This is a genomic window from Alistipes sp. CHKCI003, assembly GCF_900021155.1.
GTDB classification, from domain to species: Bacteria; Bacteroidota; Bacteroidia; order Bacteroidales; family Rikenellaceae; genus Alistipes; species Alistipes excrementavium.
Genome location: NZ_FCNT01000057.1, coordinates 1 through 16149, shown reverse-complemented (window position 1 = coordinate 16149; position 16149 = coordinate 1). Strand labels below are relative to the sequence as shown.

General features: G+C 62.0%; 11 protein-coding genes. 6 read left to right on the top strand and 5 right to left on the bottom strand.

Annotated features, from left to right (window positions below; genetic code table 11):
• Positions 1-55: 55 nt before the first annotated feature.
• Positions 56-1369 carry a radical SAM protein gene (locus tag BN3659_RS07490; RefSeq protein WP_091535835.1) on the top strand — a complete coding sequence of 438 codons (1314 nt, stop codon included), beginning with the start codon at positions 56-58 and terminating at the stop codon, positions 1367-1369.
• Positions 1370-1854: 485 nt separating this feature from the next.
• On the opposite strand, the gene BN3659_RS07485 is transcribed toward BN3659_RS07490, so the two are convergent.
• Positions 1855-2388: a cob(I)yrinic acid a,c-diamide adenosyltransferase gene (locus BN3659_RS07485; protein ID WP_091535832.1), complete on the bottom strand. Its 534-nt coding sequence runs from the start codon at positions 2386-2388 to the stop codon at positions 1855-1857.
• A 61-nt stretch (positions 2389-2449) separates the two neighbouring features.
• Entirely contained in the window at positions 2450-3757 is a 1308-nt protein-coding gene (locus tag BN3659_RS07480; RefSeq protein WP_091535830.1) for a glycoside hydrolase family 2 TIM barrel-domain containing protein, read from the bottom strand.
• A 48-nt stretch (positions 3758-3805) separates the two neighbouring features.
• Here BN3659_RS07480 and BN3659_RS07475 point away from each other — a divergent pair, with 48 nt between their 5' ends.
• The gene (locus tag BN3659_RS07475; RefSeq protein ID WP_091535827.1) at positions 3806-4264 is read left to right on the top strand and encodes a type I restriction enzyme HsdR N-terminal domain-containing protein; all 459 of its coding nucleotides are present in this window, start codon (positions 3806-3808) and stop codon (positions 4262-4264) included.
• A 189-nt stretch (positions 4265-4453) separates the two neighbouring features.
• On the opposite strand, the gene BN3659_RS07470 is transcribed toward BN3659_RS07475, so the two are convergent.
• The 3 genes from BN3659_RS07470 to BN3659_RS07450 all read right to left on the bottom strand — a co-directional run bounded on the left by BN3659_RS07470 (position 4454) and on the right by BN3659_RS07450 (position 9314).
• Positions 4454-5209 (bottom strand): LytR/AlgR family response regulator transcription factor, encoded by a 756-nt coding sequence (locus BN3659_RS07470; RefSeq protein WP_091535824.1) that lies wholly within the window; start codon positions 5207-5209, stop codon positions 4454-4456.
• Complete coding sequence (locus BN3659_RS07465; RefSeq protein WP_091535821.1) at positions 5202-6272, bottom strand: sensor histidine kinase; 1071 nt, start codon at positions 6270-6272, stop codon at positions 5202-5204. Before BN3659_RS07465 ends, BN3659_RS07470 begins: the two co-directional genes overlap by 8 nt.
• 2388 nt (positions 6273-8660) lie before the next feature.
• Positions 8661-9314 (bottom strand): response regulator transcription factor, encoded by a 654-nt coding sequence (locus BN3659_RS07450; RefSeq protein ID WP_091535814.1) that lies wholly within the window; start codon positions 9312-9314, stop codon positions 8661-8663.
• A 297-nt stretch (positions 9315-9611) separates the two neighbouring features.
• On the opposite strand from BN3659_RS07450, the gene BN3659_RS07445 reads away from it, so the two are divergent.
• From BN3659_RS07445 to BN3659_RS07430, 4 genes are all read left to right on the top strand, one after another.
• Positions 9612-11672, top strand: a complete 2061-nt coding sequence (locus tag BN3659_RS07445; protein WP_171847732.1) for a DUF349 domain-containing protein — start codon at positions 9612-9614, stop codon at positions 11670-11672.
• Positions 11673-11688: 16 nt separating this feature from the next.
• Complete coding sequence (locus BN3659_RS07440) at positions 11689-13323, top strand: CTP synthase (RefSeq protein WP_091535810.1); 1635 nt, start codon at positions 11689-11691, stop codon at positions 13321-13323.
• Between the two features lie 6 nt (positions 13324-13329).
• Positions 13330-15285, top strand: coding sequence for a membrane protein insertase YidC (gene yidC, locus BN3659_RS07435; RefSeq protein ID WP_091535807.1), 1956 nt, complete (start codon positions 13330-13332; stop codon positions 15283-15285).
• A gap of 245 nt (positions 15286-15530) precedes the next feature.
• Complete coding sequence (locus BN3659_RS07430; RefSeq protein ID WP_171847731.1) at positions 15531-16064, top strand: hypothetical protein; 534 nt, start codon at positions 15531-15533, stop codon at positions 16062-16064.
• The last annotated feature ends 85 nt before the right edge of the window (positions 16065-16149 follow it).

The following is a 16149-nucleotide window of genomic DNA, read 5'->3' as shown; positions in this document are numbered from 1 at the left end:
TTCTCAGGGCGTCTTCGGAAGCCCTGCCGTTCCCCGAAGTTTCGAAACGCATGTTATGAAACCGAGCAAATACAATATAACGATCGACAACGAAGACGGATATGTCGTTTACAACACGCTGAACGACCGCCTGATGCTGTGTACGCCCGAAACCATGGCGCTGCTCGAAGGGTATCGGGACCGTATGGACGATTGCGAACGGGTGCATCCGTCGCTCTACCGCTATCTGAAGGAAAAGTCGTTTATCGTGCCCGACGATCTGGACGAGACGAAGAAATTGCTCGAACGCTTCTTGCAGGAGGACGAGGATGAAACCTATTACTCCCTTACGGTCAATCCCACCCTGAACTGCAACCTCGCCTGCTGGTATTGCTACGAGGAACATCTCGCGGGGAGCGACATGACGTCCGAGACCCGCCGGGCCGTCGAACGGTTGATCGAACGGGTGATCTCGAACGGCAAAACCCGGGAGTTCAACCTCGGCTTTTTCGGCGGCGAGCCGCTGCTCGGCTTCCGCCGCTGCGTGAAGCCCCTGATCGAACATGCCGATTCGCTCTGCAAGGCGCATGACGTGAGGCTCACGCTCGGATTTACGTCGAATGCCGTGCTGTTGTCGCGGGAGATCGTCGATTTCCTTGCGTCGACCGGACTGTCCGCGCACATGCAGATACCGTTCGACGGCGGACGGGCGGTGCACGACACGATCAAGAAGACCCACTCGGGGGCGGGTACTTACGACAGGACGCTTTCGAATCTGAAATACGCCGTGTCGCAAGGGATCTATGTCGCCGTGCGATGCAATTATACGAACGAATCCGTGCATTCGTTCGCCTCGCTGCTCGACGATCTGGAGCCTTTCTGCGAACGGCATCTCGACCGGATGCACTTCTCCTTCCACCGCATCTGGCAGGACGAGGAGCGCAGGGAGACGGAGGAGATCGTCCGCGGATACGAGAGCCGGATTGCAGCGCTGGGCGGCGCATACTACTCCTTGCCGACGGACCGGAGCCGTTGCTATGCCGACAAGAAACATTCGACCGTCATCAATTACAACGGCGACATGTACCAGTGTACGGCACGCGAATTCACGGCGGCGAATTGCGAGGGAAAACTGCTGAGCGACGGCACGGTCGAATACAACGAACGCTATCGGATGCGTATGGAGAGCCGTTTCTCCAATCCCGAATGCCTCGCGTGCAGCCTATTCCCGATTTGCAGGATATGTACGCAGAAGCGTCTGGAGCACGACCGCGGCAAGTGTGTCGTAACCGACGACAAGCAGCCCTATATTGTCTCTGCGGTCAAGGCCCGCATCGCCGCGATCTATAAACTGAAATACGGTGCGGGTTGTCTGAAGTGCCGGATGTAGGACTTGCCGCCGTCGGGGTTCGGCGTCTGCCGCTGCTCTGCCGACCCGCTGCCGAATTGAAGCCGAGGTGCGGCAGAGCTGCTGCCGAATCGTAGTCGAATCGGTGCCGAGGCGCTGCCGGATTTGATCCGGTTTGTCGCCGAGGCGCTGCGATCCGCCGGCAGCGGCGGCCAGCGGACAATGGATAATGGCCAGCGGCCAGCGGCCAGCGAACAGCGGCCTGCGGACAGCGGACAAAAACGACGATAGGATCTGCGGCTGGGCCGTCGGGAAGCTCCACGCCCGTTTGCGGAGGACGTCCGCTCGAAGTGCGGCACCCGCTCCGGCCGCTCGCGGAACCGCAGCCGAATGGAAGTTCGTCGTGTCCCGTCAGCGTCCGTCCCTGTCTTCCGTCCTCGCATCCTCGCTCTCCGTTTTCACCTTCCCTCCGGCTTCGCCCGCACATCGTCCGTTTCCGGCGGCCGCTTTTTCCGTTCGCACGGGGGTTATTTGTCGATGCCCTCGCGCGACGGGATGCCCCGTGCGTAATAGTGTTTCACTTCGCGCATGTCCGTAATGAGGTCGGCCGCTTCGAGCAATTCTTGCGGAGCATAACGGCCGGTGATGATCGTTTCGGTCGCGGGATGCCGCCGCTGCAATGCCTCCAGAACGTCGCAGGTGCGGAGCAGCCCGAAGTGCATGGCGATCGTCAGTTCGTCGAGAATCACCACGTCGTATCGTCCGCCGGCGAGCTGTTCCGCGCAGCGCCGCAAGCCCTCCTCGGCGATCGAGACGTCGACCGGCTCCGGCTCTTTGCCGATGAAGCAACCGCGGCCCAGTTGCTCGATGCGGATGCGTCCGAACCCGGGGACGGAGCCGTTGAAGAGCGTTTCGATTTTCGTCTCGTTGTACTTCATCGACTTGACGAACTGTCCGACATAGACGTTGCGGCCGGCGCACAACGCACGCACGGCCAGCCCGAAAGCCGCCGTGGTCTTGCCTTTGCCGTTGCCCGTGTAGATGTGGACGTAACCTTTCATGGTCGGTGGGGGAGTGTGCTCTTTGGATTTTCGGCCGCCGTGTGCGGCGCAGGGACGTGTGCTACTCTTCGCCCGGGCCGACGGTCAGTGCGTCGCTGTTCCATTCGCCGCCCGCATCGGGGTAGACGAACGGCCGCGGGTCGCCCGTGCGTTTCATTTGCAGATAACTCTCGTAGAGGTTGATGCCGTTCGCGGACTTTTCGGCCAGTGAGAAGGCGATCACCGACGGATGGCGCTTGGCCGCGTGGTACGAATCGGCCGTGCGTTCGAGGTAGGCGGGCAGCCACGCGGGATCGTTCGACGGATTGCCGCCGCGGCGGATGTCGGTGCCGCTCGCGCGGGTGTCGATCGGGGCCTGAGCGACGACGTAGATGCCCAGCGTGTCGCACGCGGCGTAGAATCCTTCGGGTACCGCTCCGGCACGGAGTTTCAGGGCGTTGTACCCTTCGCTCTTGAGGCGTGCGAGGTCGTGCGGGGCAGCGGTCGGCGCGACCTCGCGGATGCGGAGTTCGACGGGCCCACCGTTGACGGTCAGCTGCCCTTCGTGCGTCCCGACGGTGCGGAATCCGAGCCGCAGGCGGATGTATTCGCCGAAGCGGCCCTCGTACTGCGTCCTGAGGCGCAGATCGCAGAGCACGGGATGCGCGGCGTTCCAGCGCAGCGAATCGGGGATGGAGACGACGAAGCGGATCGTGTCTTCGCCCCGCATGCCGAGCGTGAGCTCCCGATGGCCCGACGCGAGGCGCGTGCTGTCGGGCGTGCGCAGGTCGTAGTGGATGCGCGAGGTCTTGGGGTTGAGACCCGCCGTGCGGACCACGATCCCGATTTCGGCCTTCGTTTCGCCCTCGACGAGCCGGCTGTTCACCGCCACGTCGCGGATGTGCATCGTGGGCTGGCTGAAGACGTAGGCGCCGTCGAATGCGGGGGCGGACTGCTGCTTCCAGCTTTCGAGCGCCGCCAGTTCGGACGGCTCGGTGAAGCGGACCGCGAGGCGGTTCCGGCCTTCGCGGGCGAGTTTCGTAACGTTGAAATCGGCGGCGTGGTTGGGGTCGGCGTTGTATCCGGCCGACCGGCCGTTGACGAGGAGTTCGTATTCGGTCGAGGCGGGACCCATGTGGATGTAAACCTGACGGTTGGCCCATGCGAAGGGGACCGTGAAGTCGCTCTCGCGGACGCTGTCGTCGGCCGTCCACTCCTCCAGCGGCGAGAGGTAGCGGCTCGCCTGCGGTGCGGCGTATTCGGCTTCGGCGGCCGTGGGAGCCGCGACCAGCGTTCCGCGCAGAGGCTCGCGGCCCGAGGTGGGACGGTAGGGTTGCGCTGCGGCGCCGGCGAGCGAAAAGAGGGTTATGAGGGTGAGAAAACGTTTCATAATTTCGTATATTTGCACGTGTAAAGTTAATCATTTTTTCGAAATCCCATGACCGAACGGCACGAACTCCGCTTTCCGAAGATCAAACTGCGTGCCCGCGAGCGTGCGGGGACGGTCGAGGTGTGGGACGAATTGCGCGGCATGTGGCTGGTCCTGACGCCCGAGGAGCGCGTGCGGCGCCATCTGATCGCCTATCTCGTGTCGGCGTGCGGGGCTCCGGCCCGCCGCATCGTGCAGGAGTATCCGGTGTCGCTCAACGGGCAGCCCCAGCGCGCCGACGTGGTGGTGGTGGACGATGCGGGGTGTCCGCTGCTGCTGGCCGAGTGCAAGGCGCCCGAGGTGGAGCTGGGACAGCGGGCCGTCGTGCGGCGGACGGTGGCGCAGGCCGTGCGTTACAACTCGGTGCTCGGTGCGCGTTATGTGATCGTTACCAACGGATTGAGGCATCTGTGTTACGAATTCGCCGACGGGGCGTATCGGCCGATGACGGCTTTCCCCGTGTTGTAAGCGGTCGTCCGGGCCGGTGCTTCCGTCCCGCCCGAAGAGCGGCGGAGAGGGATGTGCCGCGGCAGCCGGGCGCTGCGAGGCCGGCGTCTCGATCGCCGTCTCCGGCGGCCGGGACGAGGGGCCCGAATGCGGAGCGCCGAACGCATGGGCCCGACGGCGGGGCGGCCCCGAACGGATCGGCCGCTTCGCCTATTGGAGATTTTTGAACATTCGGTCGATGTAGCGCTGGAACGTCTCGCGGTAGTTTTCGCCGATCGGGACATACTCCGTGTCGCTGAGGTAGATGCGACCCTTGATGTAGCTCTTGATACATTTCAGATTGACGATGTAGGAGCGGTGTACGCGCATGAACGTGTCGGCCGGCAGCGCCGTCTCCATGTTTTTCAGCCGGAAAAGGGTCGTGATGGCCGTGTGGTCGGCCAAGTGCATCCGCACGTATTCCCCCTCGCTTTCGAGGTAGACGATGTCGCTGATCTTGACGAGCGAGACCTTGTAGTCGGCTTTCACCGAGAGATATTCCTTGTCCTTGGCGGCGGCTTCGGCCGGCGGTTCGGCCTCGTCGGACGCCGGGCGGTGCTGATTCTGCCGCAGCTCGTAGAGCGAGTTGGCCTTGGCTGCCGAACGGCTGAAGTCGGCGAAGCTGAAGGGTTTGAGCAGGTAGTCCACGGCGTCGAGTTTGAAGCCTTCGACGGCGTATTCGGAGTAGGCCGTGGTGAAGATCACCATCGGGCGCTGGACCAGCGAACGCACGAAGTCCACGCCGTTGAGATCGGGCATGTTGATGTCCACGAAGATCAGTTCGACGGGATGCGTGGTGAGGAACTGCTGGGCTTCGAGGGCGTTGTTGCACGATCCGGCCAGTTCGAGGTAGGGGATCTTGCCGATGTAGGCGGTGAGCTGACGCAGCGCCAGAGGTTCGTCGTCTATGGCTAAACATTTAAGCATTGAACGTGGGTATTACGAGTTTGACGGTGTAGACGGCCGGGTCGCGGTCGTCGATGCGGAGCGTGTAGCCGCGCGGGCCGTAGATGAGTTCGAGCCGTTTGCGGACATTGACGAGCCCGATGCCGGCGTCGGATTTGCGGTGCGTCGCATGGCGGCTGTTGGCGAAGGTGCTCGTGAGCTGATGGTCCGCATATTCGATGTCCATGTGGATGAACGAGGGCCGGTTGTAGCTCACGCCGTGCTTGAAGGCGTTCTCGACGAAGACGATCAGCAGCAGCGGCGGGATCGTAACGCCTCCGGGCAGCGGCTCGGGATAGCGCACGCGGATGTCGATGGCTCCCGTGTAGCGGATGCGCATCAGTTCGATGTAGTTTTCGAGAAACTGGATGTCCTTTTCGAGCGGTATGCGTTCGCGGCCCGAGTCGTAGAGCACGTAGCGCATCATCTTCGAGAGTTCGATCACGGCGTTCTTGGCATACTCCGCGTCGATGTCGATCAGGGCGTGTATGTTGTTGAGCGTGTTCATGAAGAAGTGCGGGTTGATCTGATATTTCAGATAGTCCATCTCGGCCTGCAGGTTTTGTCGCTTGAGCGCCTCCATCTCCTGTTCGTCGCGGATCGACTGGTACATCAGCTTGATGCCCGCGTTGGCGCCCGTCATGAAAAACCCGAGTATGGCGTTCCAGTAGAGTTCCAGATCGGTGAACGAGGCTTTGTGCGGCTCGGCCGGGTAGTCGGTGCCGGAGGGGGAGACCAAGACCCCGACCAGATGCTTTTCGTAGAGGTCCACCATCCAGAATACCCCGATGATGAGCAGCAGATCGAGCAGCACGTACCGCCCGTAGCGGTGGGTGAGCATGAACCGCGGTGCGATGATGCTGTTGTGGACGAGAAAGATAATCAGGTAGGGAGCGATCTTGCGCCATGCGATGAGGATGTTCTCCAGCGAGACGTGCAGCTCCGACATCATCTTCGAGTTGAGCACCGGCACGAGGATGATGACCAGCCAAACCATGAAATAGAGCAGGTTTTCGCTGATGGCCTGTTTTCTGTTGATCTGCATGAGGCAAAGGTACGAAAAGTCGGGCGCAAAAACGAATTTTATCCGGTTTTGCCGGTGCGGTGCGTTCGAAGATAGGTATGAGCCGGGTGCAAAAGCGAATTTATTCGACTCTGCCGTGCGAAAGCATTCCGAACACGGCCGCAGATGCGTAAAGGAGCATGCCCGGCTTCCGTGCGCCGTCCTTCTCGGGGTTCATTCCGGTGCCGGCCGCTGCGGGCCGCGGGGCGTGCGGCCGATCCGATGCGTCCGGAGTGCGGGGTGTCCGGGCGGAGGGATGACCGGATGCCGAAAGCCTGCACGGCAGGACGACGGGCGCGGGCGGAGCGCGGGTGCCGATGCGGAAAATAGCGACGGCGGCCTTGCGCTCCTCGGGCTGCCGTTTGTCCGTGAGAGGGCTGCCTGTTGTCCGTGGGAGGGCGGGCGATGGACCGTAGCGGTCGGTCGAGCGTCGCCCGCAGCGGCGGGTGCGGCGCGGTCCGACCGGAGCGATCCTTGCCCCCTCCGGGCGGTTGAAGCCGAAAAAACATCTTGCCGTTTGGGAATTCACGATTACTTTTCGTATCTTTGTCCCGGCTGCCTGTGAGGGCGCCGACATGTTATTTACCAAAAAAGCGCATCGGCTTTTTTCTTGCAAGTGGAAATTGGACACTTTCACGGATAGCGAGGAACAGAAGTTGGTGCTCGCGCTGTTTTACGGCGTGGGCATTTTCGGAATCCTGCTATCAAGGTCGTCCAATACCTCACTTGCGGATAGGAAAACTGTCCACGTTTTTTGTTGCGTTACCGTATTCCGTCGTATGGACGGCCGTTTCGGCCCGGTTGCGGAGTGCGAGCGGAACAGTGCGACGGACGCAGGGGCGGGCCGAGACGATCCGCCCCGATGGCAGTGCCCGGGATCGCGCGTAGGAGCGATGCGGGGGGCCATGCAGTGCGACCGGCGGTTCGCCTGTGTCGGTTTCCGTCGGTTTCCGTCGGTTTCGCTGTGCGACGAGGCGGAACCGAGCTGCTCTTCGGGAAAAGGCGGAAGCTGCGGAGGCGGTTTTGCCGCGGATGACGGCAGCCGCGCCGAACCCGGAGCCGGGGTGCGGATACGTGAAAATCCGAAATTGCGCTTTTTCGAATTACGACCGAACGAAACGATACCCTAAATCGACCGTAGAAAGTCTCCGGAGCGCATTAGTCAGCCTCTAATTCCATTTCCGGAGCTGCCCGCATGCCGAAGCGTGCGGGCTTTTTCGTATTCGGCGGCTGGCCCTTAGCTTTCGGGCGCCTCCAGCCGCGTTTTTCGCTGCGCTTCTTACCGCGTTTTTCGCTGTGCTTCTTGCCGCATCTTTTCCCTGCCCGGTCCGCGGTATTTTACCACGGCTTTCCCGGTGTCGGGAGCAATCCGATTCTTTCGGTCCGGACACGGATTCGGTCGGGTAGATTGCAAGAGCCGTTTATCCGTACTCTCGGGCGATGGAGCCGCAGCCGGAAAGCGCGGAATCGGTCCCTCGCCTCCGGCGTTTTCGGACGGAGAATCGATCCCCTTCCGTCTTTCGTCCGAAGTCGGGCGGCGGCACGCTCCTCGGCTTTCCGTTCGGGCAGTCCCGTTTTCGCAGCGCGGTCGTGTGGGCGAACGGGCGGCGGAACCCCTCGGAGCACCGCCCGAACAGCACCGAGGCAATGGCCTTTGCCGGGTTGCTCGGATGGACTCCTGCGATGCGGCGGCCGAAGCGGCGGGGCGCAACGCGGAGAGACGGACGGCGGATAAGCCGTCAGACGGGCGGAACGACGGGGCGTGAGCCGCCCCGCGGGATCGGCCGTTCGTCGGCTCTCGGTTTTTCGGCGGCTACGCCGACCGATGACGGCAGTACGCCGCCGCTCCGTGTAGCGGACGGTGTCCCGCACCCGTCTCCCGATTCATGTACCGCCTCCCCGGTTCGCTCATTGCGTCCCGTTTCGTACTCTTTGCCCCGATTCCTGTATTCCGCCCGGAACGTACGCGCCGGGCGTCGGCCGCAGGCTTCGGGTGTTTTCGGGGCGGATGTTCTTAACGCATCGGCGTCGGCGGGGACGTCGGAACGAGCGCGCGCCGGAACGCGGGCGGCGGGTTGCGATTCGCAGCGGACCGCGAGATCGGAGGCAGGATCGGGAGGCGCGTAGAGACGATATGATGCGCGGGGAAGACGGGGCGGATGCATGATCGGAACGCAAGGGAGATCGGATCGCGGAGGCAATCGGGGCGCGTGCAGGAGGAAGAAGCGGGAAGGGGCGGGGCTGGGATCGAAACACGGGGAGATTCGGGGACGCGACGAAGATCAAGACACAGGACGGAGCGGGAAAAGGAGCGCGCGGGCGAGGACAGTCCGGGCCGAAGAGCGGCGTAAACGGCGAGCGACGGGAAGATTATTCTTCGTACCTGTACCCCACGCCCTTGAGGGTCGTGATGCGTTGTTCGCCGATCTTCTGGCGCAGCTTGCGGATGTGTACGTCGATCGTGCGGTCGCCGACCACCACCTTGCTGCCCCAGACGCGGCGGTAGATCTCCTCGCGCGTGAAGAGCCGTCCGGGCTCCGAGCGGAGCAGCGCCAGCAGCGCGAACTCCTTGCGCGGCAGGAGCAGTTCGCGCCCGCCGCAGCGCACCGCATGGCGTTCCGCATCGAGTTCGAGCCCGCGGTCGGAGGAGCCGTCGATGCGTTTGAGGATGGCCTGCACGCGGCTCATCAACAACTTCATCTTGATGGGTTTGGTCAGGTAGTCGTCCGCTCCGGCGCCGAACCCTTCAATCTGTTGCTCCTCTTCGCCGAGGGCCGAGAGAAAGACCACCATCGTGTCGCTCAGAACCGGATCTTCGCGGATGGCGCGGCATGTCTGCAAGCCGTCCATCACGGGCATCAGTCGGTCGAGCAGGATCAGATGGGGCCGGTGCGCGCGGGCCGCGGCGAGCGCCGCGGCGCCGTCGGGGGCCGTGAAAACTTCGTAACCCTCTCTCTGGAGGTTGTACTTCACGAATTCGAGTATGTCCGGTTCGTCGTCTGCGACGAGGATGCGATGGCTCATGACGTGCGTCTGATTTCGGTTGCGGGGCCGTCCGCCGCTGCGATGCGGCCGTGCGGGGCAATGTGCCGGGGCGCATGCTGCGAATACGGCCTGCGCGCCTCGCGCCGCCGAATGCGGGGCGGGGCATCGTTGCGGGGACCGTGTCGGACCGGTCGCTTTTCCTGCGGCGGAAATACCCGTTTGCGGGGCGAAGATAGGAAATTTCGGACCGAAACCTTCGGCGGAGGCGGAAAAATCGTTATATTTGCGGGATTTATATCCTTTTTGAATATAGGAATATTAAAACCGGAAAGCAACATGGCTACTGAAAATTCGAATCTCCCTGCTCCCGAGGAGCAAGTCGGCAATGCCGATGATGTGCTGAGTACCGCCCCTGCCGCTGCCGAAGAGCCGCAGCCCCGAGTGAAACGTCCCCGCCTCGCGGCGGAACCCGTGGACGCCGCCGCGCAGGCCGCGGACCCGGCCCGAACGGAGGCTTCCTCCGTTGCGGAGGCGGAAACGTCGGTGCGAACGTCCGATGCGGCGGCTGTCGATTTCGCCGACGATGCGGCGGCGCTCGCTGCGCAGAACGACGGACTCGATCTGGGCGAGGAGACGCCCGAAGAGGCGGAGCAGGCGGCGGCCGCAGGCGACACCTATGCCGGCCGCAGCGGCGAGGAGCTGGTAGCCCTGTTCGCCCGCATGCTCGACCGGGAGCCGGTGCAGTCGCTGCGCCGCGAGGCCGAGGCGCTGAAGATCGCCTTCTACAAGCAGCGCCGTGCGGCCGTCGATGCCGAGCGCCGCGCTTTCATCGAGAACGGGGGTGCCGAAGCCGACTTCGTGCCGGCGACGGATACGGCCGAACTGCGTCTCAAGGACCTGTTCAGAGAGTACCGCCGCCGCCGCGACGAGTACATCGCCAATCTCGATGCCGAGAAAGAGGCCAACCTCGAGGTGAAGCTCCGGATCATCGAGGAGCTGAAAGAGCTGGTCGATTCGGACGAGACGCTCAACCATACGTTCACCAAGTTCCGCGAACTCCAGAGCCGCTGGAAGGAGACGGGGCTCGTGCCGCAGGCGCGAGTGAAGGATCTGTGGGAGACGTACAACCTGCACGTCGAGAATTTCTACAATTTCATCAAGATCAACAAGGAGCTGCGCGATCTCGATCTGAAGAAGAACTACGAGCAGAAACTCGCGCTCTGCGAGCAGGCCGAAGCGCTGGTGTTGGAACCTTCGGTGGTCGAGGCGTTCCGCAAGTTGCAGAAGCTCCACGACGAGTGGCGCGAGACGGGCCCCGTGCCCAACGAATACAAGGAGGCGCTGTGGGAGCGTTTCAAGACGGCTTCGAGCCGCATCAACAAAGCCCATCAGGAGTATTTCGAGGGGCTGAAGGCCGAGCAGACGCGCAACCTCGAACTCAAGACCGGGTTGTGCGCGGCGGCCGAAGAGCTGATCTCGCGTCCGCTCGTATCCCGCAAGGAGTGGAACCGTGCGAGCGACCGCCTGCTGGAGATTCAGAAGACGTGGAAGACCATAGGCTTCGCCCCTAAGAAGGACAACAACCGCATCTACGAACGGTTCCGTGCGGCGTGCGACAGGTTCTTCGAAGCCAAGCGCGACTTTTACAGCGGAGTGAAAGGCGAGATGGAGCACAACCTGCAACTGAAAACCGAGCTGTGCGAAGCGGCCGAATCGCTGTCGGGCAGCGAGGAATGGAAGAAGACCACCGACGAACTGATCGCCCTGCAGGCGCGTTGGAAGGAGATCGGCGCCGTGCCGCGCCGCTACTCGGACCAGATCTGGAAACGGTTCCGTGCGGCGTGCGACGCCTTCTTCGAGCGCAAGGCCGCGCACTTCGCGGACGTGGACAGCGAGCAGAGCGAGAACCTGCGCCGCAAACTCGCCCTTTTGGACGAGATGGCCGCGGCCGACATCAAGACGGGCGGTTTCGACGCGATCAGGGAGTTCCAACGCCGCTGGGGCGAGATCGGCTTCGTACCCATCAAGCAGAAGGAGAGCGTGCAGAAGCGCTACAAGGCCGCTGTGGATGCCATGTTCGACACGCTGCGCGGCTCGGAGCGCGAGCGTTCGATGGGCCGTTTCCGCGAGCGGGTGTCGTCGATGCGGGCGGCGGGCGGCGGGCGGCTGCGCACCGAGCGCGACCGCCTCTACAACAAGGTCCGCCAGATGGAGCAGGACATCGCGCTGCTGGAGAACAACATCGGTTTCTTCGCCCGTTCGAAGAACGCCGATGCGCTCGTGGCCGACGTGAAGGCCAAGATCGAGCGTCAGAAGGAGGAGTTGCAGGCGACCATCGAAAAGGTGAAGCTCCTCGACCGCGAGGCCGCCGAGGAGAACAAGAACGACAACAAATAGGAAACAGAACGAACCCATGAAACTTGCGAAACCAAAGTACATATTCGTAACGGGCGGCGTCGCCTCGTCGCTGGGCAAGGGCATCATCGCCGCGTCGATCGCGCGGCTGTTGCAGGCCCGCGGATATTCGGTAACGATCCAGAAGCTCGACCCTTACATCAACGTCGATCCCGGAACGCTGAATCCCTACGAGCACGGCGAGTGCTACGTAACGGAAGACGGTGCCGAGACCGACCTCGATCTGGGGCATTACGAGCGTTTTACGGACCAGCCCACGTCGAAGGCCAACAACGTAACCACGGGCAAGATCTACAAGAGCGTGATCGAGAAGGAGCGCAAGGGCGAGTATCTGGGCAAGACCGTGCAGGTGATCCCCCACATTACGGACGAGATCAAACGCCGCATCCAGCTTTTGGCCCAGCGCAAGGAGTACGACATAATCATCACCGAGATCGGCGGCACGGTGGGCGACATCGAGTCGCAGCCCTTCATCGAGTCGGTGCGTCAGCTCCGCTATCAGCTCGGCCCGAAGAACACGGCGCTGGTGCACCTCACGCTGATCCCCTACATGGCCGCTTCGGGCGAGATGAAGACCAAGCCCACGCAGCACTCCGTGAAGGCGCTGCTCGAAAACGGCTTGCAGCCCGACATTCTGGTGCTGCGGACCGAACGTCCCCTGTCGCAGGAGATCAAGCGCAAGGTGGCCCTCTTCTGCAACGTGGACGCCAATGCGGTGATGGAGTCCATCGACGTGCCGACGATCTACGAAGTGCCGATCAAGATGCACGAACAGCATTTGGACGAGGTGGTGCTCGCCAAGCTCGACCTGCCGTCGGAGCTGGAGCCCGACATGGATGCGTGGAAGGCGTTCGTCGAGAAGGTGAAGCACCCCGAACACGAGGTCGAGATCGCGCTGGTGGGCAAGTACACCGAATTGCCGGACGCCTACAAGTCGATCTGCGAGTCGTTCGTGCACGCCGGTGCGGTGAACGACGTGAAGGTGAGGCTGCGATACGTCAACTCGGAAAAGATCGCCCGCGACAACGTGGCGGAGATCTTGGGCCGCATGTCGGGTATTCTGGTGGCCCCGGGCTTCGGCAACCGCGGCATCGAGGGCAAGATCGAAGCCGTGCGTTTCGCCCGCGAAAACAAAATCCCGTTTCTGGGGATCTGTCTGGGCATGCAGTGCGCCGTGATCGAATTCGCGCGCGACGTGCTCGGCATGACCGACGCCAATTCGAGCGAGATGGGGCAGACGCCCCATCCGGTGATCGACCTCATGGAGGAGCAGAAGGGCGTAACCGCCAAGGGCGGGACGATGCGTCTGGGAGCCTATCCCTGTACGCTGAAAAAGGGCTCGAAGGCCGCCGCCGCCTACGGTACGACGCAGGTGATGGAGCGCCACCGCCACCGCTACGAGTTCAACAACGACTATCTGGCGCAGTTCGAGGCCGCAGGCATGAAGGCCGCGGGCGTCAATCCCGATACGGGGCTGGTGGAGGTCGTGGAGATCGCGGACCATCCGTGGTTCGTCGGTACGCAGTACCACCCCGAATACAAGAGCACGGTGCTCCGTCCGCAACCCCTGTTCGTGGCGTTCGTGGGGGCGGCGATGAAATACAGCGAAACTAAAAAAGAAGCAACGAAATAGAGAAGCATGGATAAAAAATCTTTAATAGGTATCGGCGTCATCGTCGTTCTGTTCGCAGGGTTCGCCTATTTCAGTTCCAAGGAACAGGAGAAGTATCAGCGTGAGATGGCCGCCTACCGGGCCTATCAGGATTCGGTCGCGGCGGCCAGCCGCCCCGTCGTGCCGCTGACCGGGGTGCCTGCGTCCGATTCGCTCGCCGGGGCCGATTCCGCGGCTGCTGCTGCGGCCGAGCGGCAGCTCCGGACCGCGCAGCTCGGCGAATACCTCGCCGCCGCACGCGAGGGTGAGCCCGAGACGTTCGTCGTGGAGAACGATGTGATGAAGATCGCGTTTTCGACCCGCGGCGGCCGGATCGAGGGCGTTACGCTCAAGGATTACACGCGCTATGCACCCCGCGGCGAACGTACGCAGCCCATCGAGCTGTTCGATCCGGCGACGGCCCGTTTCGATCTGACGTTCTACGTGCGCAACGGCCTCAACAACGTTAAGGTCAATACGATGGACTACCTCTTCACGGCCGAGCCCGTGCGCGAGGTGCAGACCGAGGCCGGTGCGGCGAAGTCCGTGGTGATGTATCTGCCCGTGGCGGCCGATGCCCGTCTGAAATACGAATACCTCGTTTACGACAGCGAGGCGCCCGAGCGCGACTATCTGGTGGACTTCGACGTTACGCTGGAGAATATGGCTCCGCAGATGGCCAACCAGACGTCGATCGGCATCGACTGGTCGAACACCTCCTATCAGAACGAAAAGGGCTTCCAGAACGAGAACATGTACACGACGCTCGCATATCACTTTCCGGGCGAAAGCTCGATGGAGGATCTCGGCATGAGCGACGGCGCCAAAGACAAGCAGGTCTCGACTGCCGTGAACTGGGTGGCTTTCAAGCAGCAGTTCTTCTCGTCGGTCTTCATCGCCCCCGAGAACGTCTCCTATGCGAACATGGCGTTCGACACCGCCGCGCCCGAATCGGAGTACATGAAAGATTTCTCGGCGCAGATGGCCGTACCCTATACGATCCAGAACGACACGTACGATTTCGCGTTCTATTTCGGCCCCAACAAATACGCCATCCTCAGGAAAGTAACGGATCCTTCGGGCGAGGCGTTGCACCTCGAGCGGCTCATTCCGCTGGGCTGGGGCATCTTCGGATGGGTCAACCGCTGGTTCGTGATCCCCGTGTTCGACTTTCTGCGCAACTACATCGGCAGCTTCGGCATCATCATCCTGATTCTGGCCGTGCTGGTGAAGGTCATCATTTCGCCGCTCACCTACAAAAGCTACGTCTCGATGGCCAAGATGCGTATCATCAAGCCCGAGGTGGACGAGCTGGCCAAGAAATACCCCAAACCGGAGGATGCCATGAAACGCCAGCAGGCGACGATGGAGCTCTATAAAAAGGCCGGTATCAACCCGATGGGAGGCTGCATTCCGCTGCTGATCCAGATGCCGATCATCATCGCCATGTTCCGCTTCTTCCCCGCGTCGATCGAGCTGCGCGAACAGCCGTTCCTGTGGGCCGACGACCTGTCGTCGTACGACAGCATCCTGCAACTGCCGTTCAAGATTCCGTTCTACGGCGACCATGTGAGCCTGTTCGCCCTGCTGATGACCGCCGCGCTGTTCATCTTCTCCTACATCAACTACCAGCAAACCTCGTCGAGCCAGCCCCAGATGGCCGGCATGAAGTTCATGATGGTCTACCTCATGCCACTGATGATGCTTTTCTGGTTCAACAGCTATTCGAGCGGTCTTTGCTACTACTACTTCCTCGCCAATGTGCTCACGATCGGGCAGACGCTCCTGATCCGCCGGCTGGTGGACGACGAGAAGATCCACGCCGTGATGAAGGCCAATGCGGCCAAACGCGGCAACGGCGGCAAGAAGTCGAAGTTCCAGCTCAAATACGAGCAGATGATGCAGCAGCAGGAGGCGATGCAGAAAGCCCGACGCAAGAAGTAACGCAGCGCATCCGCTCGTCCGTTCTTTCGATGGGCGAGGGCTGACGTGCGGCACACGACGGAGGAGACCGGCCTCGGGGCGGTCTCCTCCGTCGGTATTTTATCGTATGGCGGCGGGACGAATTTATTTGTAAAAGTGTGTTCTATAGGTCTGTATATGAAAAAATAACGGTATTTACGGCGGCTTATTTATCGGAAAATTTTATTCAGGCCTATGTAGTGCCGGAACGCCTTTCGGGCGAAGCGATGCAGAACGGATATTTGCGTCTCGCATTCGACGGCCGGACGCTCCGCAATACGGAGACGGATGCCGCCGTGCGGTCGGAATACGATCGGCTTGGTGCCCAGTACGGCGACGACTCCTACGACGGTTATATGGTACCACATTCGACCGAGGCGCTCGGCGTCGTATGCTCGGCGATCGAGGTCGTGTGCGACAGGGCGTTCGACGGGACGCATGCGCCCGGAGCATCGCTCGGCGATCTGACGAAGGTTTGCGCGGTTTCGTTCCGCGACTTCATCGCCGGAGGCTACGACCGCACGTCGGCGGGGGCGGATTTCCCCGAGGAGTTCGATGGGCTGGGATTCTATGACGGTCCGGGGGCAGCGCCGCTCTTTGCGAAGTTGACGGAGTTGGAGCCGGACGATCTGACGTTGATCGGGCCGGAGTTCTATCTCTGTTTCACGCAGCGGCCTGAGCCCGGGAGCTATCGTTTCACCGTTACGGTCCGCACCGAGAGCGGCGATCTGCAAACGGAGGTGGAGGCGGATTTCGAATAGCCGGGGGCTTGCATCCGCAATATATGACGAACGACGAGGAGGGGGCTGGCGGCCCCTTCCTGTTTTGTACGGTGCGGGGGGCTGG